The organism is Janthinobacterium sp. GW821-FHT03C08 (assembly GCF_059420905.1).
In genome coordinates this window covers 445422-451891 of sequence record NZ_JBWKUP010000002.1, presented here as the reverse complement: position 1 = coordinate 451891, position 6470 = coordinate 445422, and the positions used below count along the sequence as shown (strand labels likewise).

At 65.4% G+C, this 6470-nt stretch carries 6 protein-coding genes; all 6 read left to right on the top strand.

Annotation, left to right across the window (positions count from 1 at the left end; all coding sequences use genetic code 11):
• Positions 1-177: 177 nt before the first annotated feature.
• The 6 genes from AC07VL_RS04475 to AC07VL_RS04450 all read left to right on the top strand — a co-directional run bounded on the left by AC07VL_RS04475 (position 178) and on the right by AC07VL_RS04450 (position 6419).
• On the top strand, positions 178-582 hold the full coding sequence (locus tag AC07VL_RS04475) for a hypothetical protein (protein WP_494804762.1): 405 nt from the start codon (positions 178-180) through the stop codon (positions 580-582).
• Positions 561-1826 carry a hypothetical protein gene (locus tag AC07VL_RS04470; RefSeq protein WP_494804761.1) on the top strand — a complete coding sequence of 422 codons (1266 nt, stop codon included), beginning with the start codon at positions 561-563 and terminating at the stop codon, positions 1824-1826. The genes AC07VL_RS04475 and AC07VL_RS04470 overlap by 22 nt, the downstream gene beginning before the upstream one ends.
• Positions 1801-2712 (top strand): glycerophosphodiester phosphodiesterase, encoded by a 912-nt coding sequence (locus AC07VL_RS04465; protein ID WP_494804760.1) that lies wholly within the window; start codon positions 1801-1803, stop codon positions 2710-2712. The genes AC07VL_RS04470 and AC07VL_RS04465 overlap by 26 nt, the downstream gene beginning before the upstream one ends.
• Positions 2713-2906: 194 nt before the next feature.
• Entirely contained in the window at positions 2907-3932 is a 1026-nt protein-coding gene (locus AC07VL_RS04460; RefSeq protein ID WP_494804759.1) for a LacI family DNA-binding transcriptional regulator, read from the top strand.
• Positions 3932-5419: a sugar ABC transporter ATP-binding protein gene (locus AC07VL_RS04455; RefSeq protein ID WP_494804758.1), complete on the top strand. Its 1488-nt coding sequence runs from the start codon at positions 3932-3934 to the stop codon at positions 5417-5419. The genes AC07VL_RS04460 and AC07VL_RS04455 overlap by 1 nt, the downstream gene beginning before the upstream one ends.
• Complete coding sequence (locus tag AC07VL_RS04450; RefSeq protein ID WP_494804757.1) at positions 5400-6419, top strand: ABC transporter permease; 1020 nt, start codon at positions 5400-5402, stop codon at positions 6417-6419. The genes AC07VL_RS04455 and AC07VL_RS04450 overlap by 20 nt, the downstream gene beginning before the upstream one ends.
• Positions 6420-6470 lie beyond the last annotated feature (51 nt).

Sequence of the window (6470 nt, the reverse complement as noted above, 5' to 3'; positions counted from 1 at the left end):
AGCCCGCCCCGCGCGCGGCGGGCAAGAGCCGCCGCCAGGTGGCGCAGGAAGCGCCTGCGCCTGCGCCGGTCCGCACGGTGCCGGGCGCGCCCGCCGCCCCCGCCGCGCGCGCGCCGGCCGCCATGACGTTCCAGACGGAAGAGATCAAGCCCGTCGTCATCGACCTGAGGAAATAAGATGGCCGCGAGTCTGCGCAGTCTGCAAATCCGGCAGACCTTGATCCTCATCGTCCTCACCATCGCGTATCTGTGCTTCGAGCTGGGTTTCAATGCCCGCCTGCTCGACGTGGTGGGCGGCAACGTCCAGCCGGAAGACGTGGAAGGGGTGGAATTCTATGGCCGCAGCCTGTCCGGCATCGCCGCCGCGCTGGTGGTGCTGCAGCTGATGTGGCGCCGCCGCCTGAAGAACGGCGGCAGGGATGGCAGCGGTCCCGGCTGGAAGAAAATCATCGTCTGCTGCCTGGTGACGGCCACCGTCGTCTTCGGCGTGCTGAAGACCACGGTGAACGTGCTGGTCAACACGCGCGACGCGGAATTTCGCCGCCTGGCCTTCACACCACCTTGCTGCAGCGCTCGCTGGTAGGCGGCAGCCTGCAGCTGCAGGGCCTGGTCGATGATCCCACCCTGTTCGCCAAGCCGGAAGGCAAGTCCTTCCTGGCCCTGTTCCCCTTCCTGGCCGTGTCCGTGCGCCATCTCGACGAGCGCATGGAGCCGGCCAAGGAGCAGTTGATCAATTTCAATGTCCGCAAGCTCGCCGGCGGTCCGGCCGGCTACTATGCCAAGTACCAGCAGGCGATCGAGGAAGTGCACGGAAAGTGGAAGTTGTATTCGGGCATTATTCCCGACAACGATGCGGGCTTGCGCCAGCAGCAGGAAGCGGCCTGGAGCGATTACCGGCAAAGCCTGTCGCGCCACGGCTGGCAGCCGGAAACGGTGCCGGCGCGCCGGCGCGCGGCCGTGGTCAATAACGTCCGCAAGAAGGTGCCCGTCGGGGCCAACTGGCACCCGGCCGACCAGTTCTCGTTCCGCCTGGCCGTCAAGCGCCGCTATGCGTCGGAAGCGGCCAGCAAGGGCTTGAACATCAAGGGCGACCGCATTCCGCCCGGCCTGTCCTTCCCCGCCTTCGTCGCGCGCCCGGGCATCCAGGCCGTGCTGCGCGACGGGCCGGACGGCGGCGATGGCAGCGAAGCGGCCAAGGGTTTGCGCTTGCCCAAAGGTGCCGTGGTGCAAGTTGCATATGCCAGTCCGGCCGAATTCAGCCGTTTGTTCGACCAGTTCGCCGCGCGCCAGACGGCGGAACGGCTGGTGGAATACCGCGCCAGCCGCAGCGACTTCGAGGGCGGTGGCAAATACTTTACAGAGGGCAAGGAAGCGGCGCGCGCCGCCATCGTGCCGCCCGTGGCCCTGTTCTTCTCGCTGCTGGGCGCCATCGGCCACTTTTCGAAACTGCTGTACCTGGTTGCCACCGTCGTATTATTGCTGCTGGCGGCACGCCGGGGCGAGCAGGCCGGCGCCGATGGACAACTGAGCCGCCGCTCCGCCTGGATCGCCACGGGCGTGCTGGCGACGGCCTTCCTGGGCATCTGGGGCATGCTGTCGCTGCTCGACAACAACGTCACGCGCAGCGAGCTGTTCCGCCAAATGCTGGACTGGACGCGCCAGAGCGAGCCGGACAGCACGCGCTGGAACATCGCCGGCAAGGCCGCGCTGGCCAATATCACGCACGTCGTGGCCGTGGGACAAGGCTACAGCTACCCCGTCAACGAAGCGATCCGCATCAATGTTTTGCAGGGACTCGAATATGGTTATCACCCGGAAAAAAAATAAGGCGGCCGCACTGGTCTTGCTATTGAGCATGTTCAGCACGGCGGCCCAGGCCGACTGCCTGGGCATGCAGGTGCACGCCCACCGGGGCGCCGGCAATGCGCCGGAAAACTCGCTGAGCGCCCTGCGCAACACGTATTTCGGCACCTGGGACGGGGTCGAGACGGATTTGCAACTGCTGGGCGACGGCAGCTGGGTGGTGCACCACGACTTGTTGACGGGCAGGGTCGTCGACACGGGCGCGCCGCGTACCGTCAAGCAATTGACGGCCGACGACTGGCGTGCCGCCAGCATGAAGAACCGCGGCGTGGCCACGCCGGAAACGCCGCCGTTCGTCAGCGATGTGGCCGACCTGGCGACGGCTTTCCCGAACAAGACCCTGAATGCGGAAATCAAGGACGTCGTGCCCTCGTGCGCCCTGATCGGCACGCTGGTAGCGCAATTGCGCGGCGGCATCAAGCATGGCAACTGGTTCCTGACCTCGGGCGTGCCGAACAACCTCGCCTGCGCGCGCCGCGCCGACCCGCAAGGCTACCTGGGCTTGCTCGTGTTCGATGCGCGCAATGCGCAGGCGGCGGGCGCCAACAAGGTCAGCCGCTTTATCGCGAAGAATGCCCGCCCGCCCAGGCTGGATAAGGCCTGGCTGCAGCGCGTGCAGCAGCAGATCGGCATGCCCGTCGGCGTGCACGTCGATGCGCGCAGCCTGGATGCCAATCCGAATTTGCTGATGGATGCGGCCACCTTGAACATGCCCGTCTTCGTCTACGCCGTCGATGGCGACTCGGCCCTGGCCGCCTCCCTGCGGCGCGCCCGGCAGCGCAGCCACCGCTGGCCCAGCGGCGTCATCCTTGATGGCAATCCCGAGACGTTTTGCGCGATGATGCAGTAGTTTTTTTCTTCTCTGCTGCGTGGCCGTTTTGCCGCGCAGCAGACGGCTGCTCTCCCGCCTGGAACCGCCTGTTTTTGACGCTCGCTACGGCACCGTTTTTGCCTCATTTTTGCGCATTGCAGCATCGATAATGTTTGCATCGGGCGGCTGGCTGGCCTATAAATGTAATCGATTACATTTTATGCAGAAGCCCCATGCCAGCAGCCGTTCCATCCTCTTTACCGATAGAAACTGTCTCCATCAGCGCCGTCGCCGCGCATGCGGGCGTGTCGGTGGCCACCGTTTCGCGCGTGATGAACGAGCAGAGCGGGGTGCGGGCGCCCACGCGCGACAAGGTGCTCGCGTCCGTGGCCGCGCTGGGCTACCGCATGAACCATTTGGCGCGCAGCCTGCGCACGGCCGAGAGCCGCATGCTGCTGACCATGGTGCCGGACATGGGCAACCCCTTTTATGCGCAGATCGTGCGCGGCATCGACACGGTGGCGCGCGAACACGGCTACTTCGTCCTCCTGTGCGACACGGGCGCCGACGCGGGCCGCGAGCGCTCGTATTTCGACTTGCTGCGCATGCACCGCGCCGATGGCGCCATCTGCCTGGACCCGGATACGGTGCAGCATGCCTTGTCGCATGAGTCCGCCAGCCTGCCGTGGGTGGCCTGCTGCGAATTCGATCCCGGCGTGGCCGTGCCCTATGTCGGCATCGACAACCACCGCGCCGCCTCCGACGCCGTCGCGCATCTGCTGGCGCGCGGCCACACGCGCATCGGCCTGATCAATTCCGATGAACGCTATCTGTACGCGCGGCAACGCCAGCAAGGCTATCTGGACACCCTGGCGGCCGCCGGCCTGCCCGTACAGCCGCAATGGGTGCGCACGGTGCAAAGCCTCGACTACGGAGCCGGCACGCAGGCGGCGCTGGACATGATGGCGGGGCCGGACGCGCCGACGGCCATCTTTGCCGTCTCCGACACCCTGGCCATCGGCGTCTTGAGCGCGCTGCGCCAGCTGAACAAGCGCGTACCCGAGGACGTGGCCGTGATCGGCTTCGACGATATCGCCATCGCCGCGCAGATCGATCCCGGTTTGACGACCATCGCGCAGCCCATGCGCGAGCTGGGCGAGACGGCGGCGCGCCTGCTGCTGCAGCGCTTGGCGGACCCGGCGGCCAGCGTGCCGGGCGTGTTGCTGGAACATAACTTGGTCTTGCGAGGGAGTGCATAGTGAGCGTTGCCGTCGGTTTCGAGGGGGTGTGCAAGGATTTCGGCCCCGTGCGCGTCCTGCATGGCGTCAGTTTTGCCCTGTCGCCGGGGCGCGTGTATGGCTTGCTGGGCGAAAACGGCGCCGGCAAGTCGACCCTGATGAAAATCCTCGCCGGCTACGAGGGCGTGAGCGAAGGCCAGCTGCTGATCGATGGCCAGCCCCGGCGCTTCGCCAGTTCGCGCGCGGCGGAGGCCGCCGGCATCGTGCTGATCCATCAGGAATTCAACCTGGCCGAGCACCTGACGGTGGCGCAAAACATGTTTTTAGGCCACGAAAAGACGCGGGGCTGGTTGTTGGACGAGGCCGCCATGCGCGAGGAAGCGTCGCGTTACCTGAAGCAGGTGGGGCTGGACGTGTCGCCCGACACGAAGATCCGCGACCTGATCGTCGCCGAGAAACAACTGGTGGAAATCGCCAAGGCCCTGTCGCGCCGCGCCCGCTTCCTGATCATGGACGAGCCGACGGCCACCCTGACGTCGTCGGAAACCCAGCGGCTGTTTGCCGTCATGGCGCAGCTGAAAAGCGATGGCGTCACCATCCTCTACATTTCCCACAAGCTCGACGAAGTGGAACGCAACACGGACGAGGTCATCGTCATGCGCGACGGGCGCTTCGTCACGCGCGAGCCGACGGCCAGCCTCACGCGCCAGCAGATGGCCAACTTGATGGTGGGGCGCGAATTGTCCGACATGTTCCCCGCCAAGGTGGCGCTGGCGAAAGAAGCTCCTGTGTTGCTGAAAGTCGAGGGGCTGACGGTGCCGGGTTGGTCCAGGGACTTGTCCTTCGAGGTGCGCGCGGGCGAAGTGCTGGGCTTTGCGGGCCTCGTGGGCGCGGGGCGCACGGAATCGTTCGAGGCCTTGCTGGGCTTGCGTCCGCGCAGCGCGGGGTTGATCCATCTCAATGGCCAAGCCGTGGATATCCGTAGCCCCAAGCAAGCCATGCAGCACGGTATGACGTATTTGAGCGAAGACCGCAAGGGAAAAGGTTTGCATGTGAACCTGGGCTTGCGCGAAAACCTCACGATGATGACGATGGAGCGCTATGCGCGGCCGTGGCTCGATGTGGCTGGCGAGAAAGCCGCGCTGGCCAAGGCCGTGCTGGACTTCAATATCCGCACGGGCGACCTGGACAGCCGCGCGCGCATGTTGTCGGGCGGCAACCAGCAAAAGCTGGCGCTGGCGAAATGCCTGCATTCGGACCCGCGCGTCGTCGTGCTCGACGAGCCGAGCCGTGGCGTGGACGTAGGCGCCAAGCGCGACATTTACTTTTTGATCCACCGCCTGGCCGCCGAAGGGCGTGCCGTGATCGTGATTTCCTCCGAACTGATCGAATTGATCGGCCTGTGCCATAGAGTCGCCGTGATGCGCGCCGGCACCTTGCAAGCCACCCTGTCTGCTGACCACCTGACCGAAGAGGAGTTGATTGCCCATGCAACCGGCACGCACTGACACCACCGTATCCCCGCTTGCCTCTACCGTTGCCAGCTTCGGCGCGCGCATCAAGGGCTTTGGCCCCGTGCTGGGCTTGCTGGCCCTGTGCATCGCGGGCACCTTGCTCAACGGCGACTTCGCCACCGTGGACAACCTGATGAACGTGCTCACGCGCACGGCTTTTATCGGCATCATCGCCGTCGGCATGACCTTCGTCATCATCTCGGGCGGCATCGACCTGTCGGTCGGGTCCATGGCGGCCCTGATTGCGGGCTGCATGATCTATTTCATGAATGCGCTGGCGCAAGGGGCGGGGGGCAACCTGGCGCCGATCACCATGCTGGTGCTGGGCATCGCCATGGCCTTGATCCTCGGTGCCGGTTTCGGCTTGATGCATGGCTTGTTGATCAGCAAGGGCAATATCGAACCGTTCATCGTGACCCTGGGCACCCTCGGCATCTTCCGTGCCGTGCTGACGTATTTGGCCGACGGCGGCGCGCTGACCCTGGATGCCACCCTGTCCGAGCTGTACAGCCCCGTCTACTACACGAGCGTGCTGGGCGCGCCCATCCCCATCTGGATTTTCCTCTTCGTCGCGGCGGCCGGCGCCGTCATATTGAACCGCACCACCTTTGGCCGCCACGTGCAGGCGATTGGTTCCAACGAGCAAGTGGCACGCTATGCGGCCATCAACGTCGACCGGGTGAAGATCGCCACCTACATGCTGCTGGGCGTGTGCGTGGGCATCGCCACCGTGCTGTACGTGCCGCGCCTGGGCTCGGCCACGCCCACGACGGGCTTGCTGTGGGAGCTGGAAGCCATCGCCGCCGTCGTCGTGGGCGGCACGGCACTGAAGGGCGGCGAGGGACGCATCGTCGGCACCGTCATCGGCGCCATCCTGCTGTCCGTGATCAGCAATATCCTGAATTTGACCAGCATCATCAGCGTCTACCTGAATGCCGCAGTACAAGGCGTGGTGATCATCGCCGTCGCCTTCCTGCAGCGAGGCCGCAAATAAAACCAGAGCGGCGTTCTGAAAGGGCGGCCACCGGGCGCCCACAACCTTGGA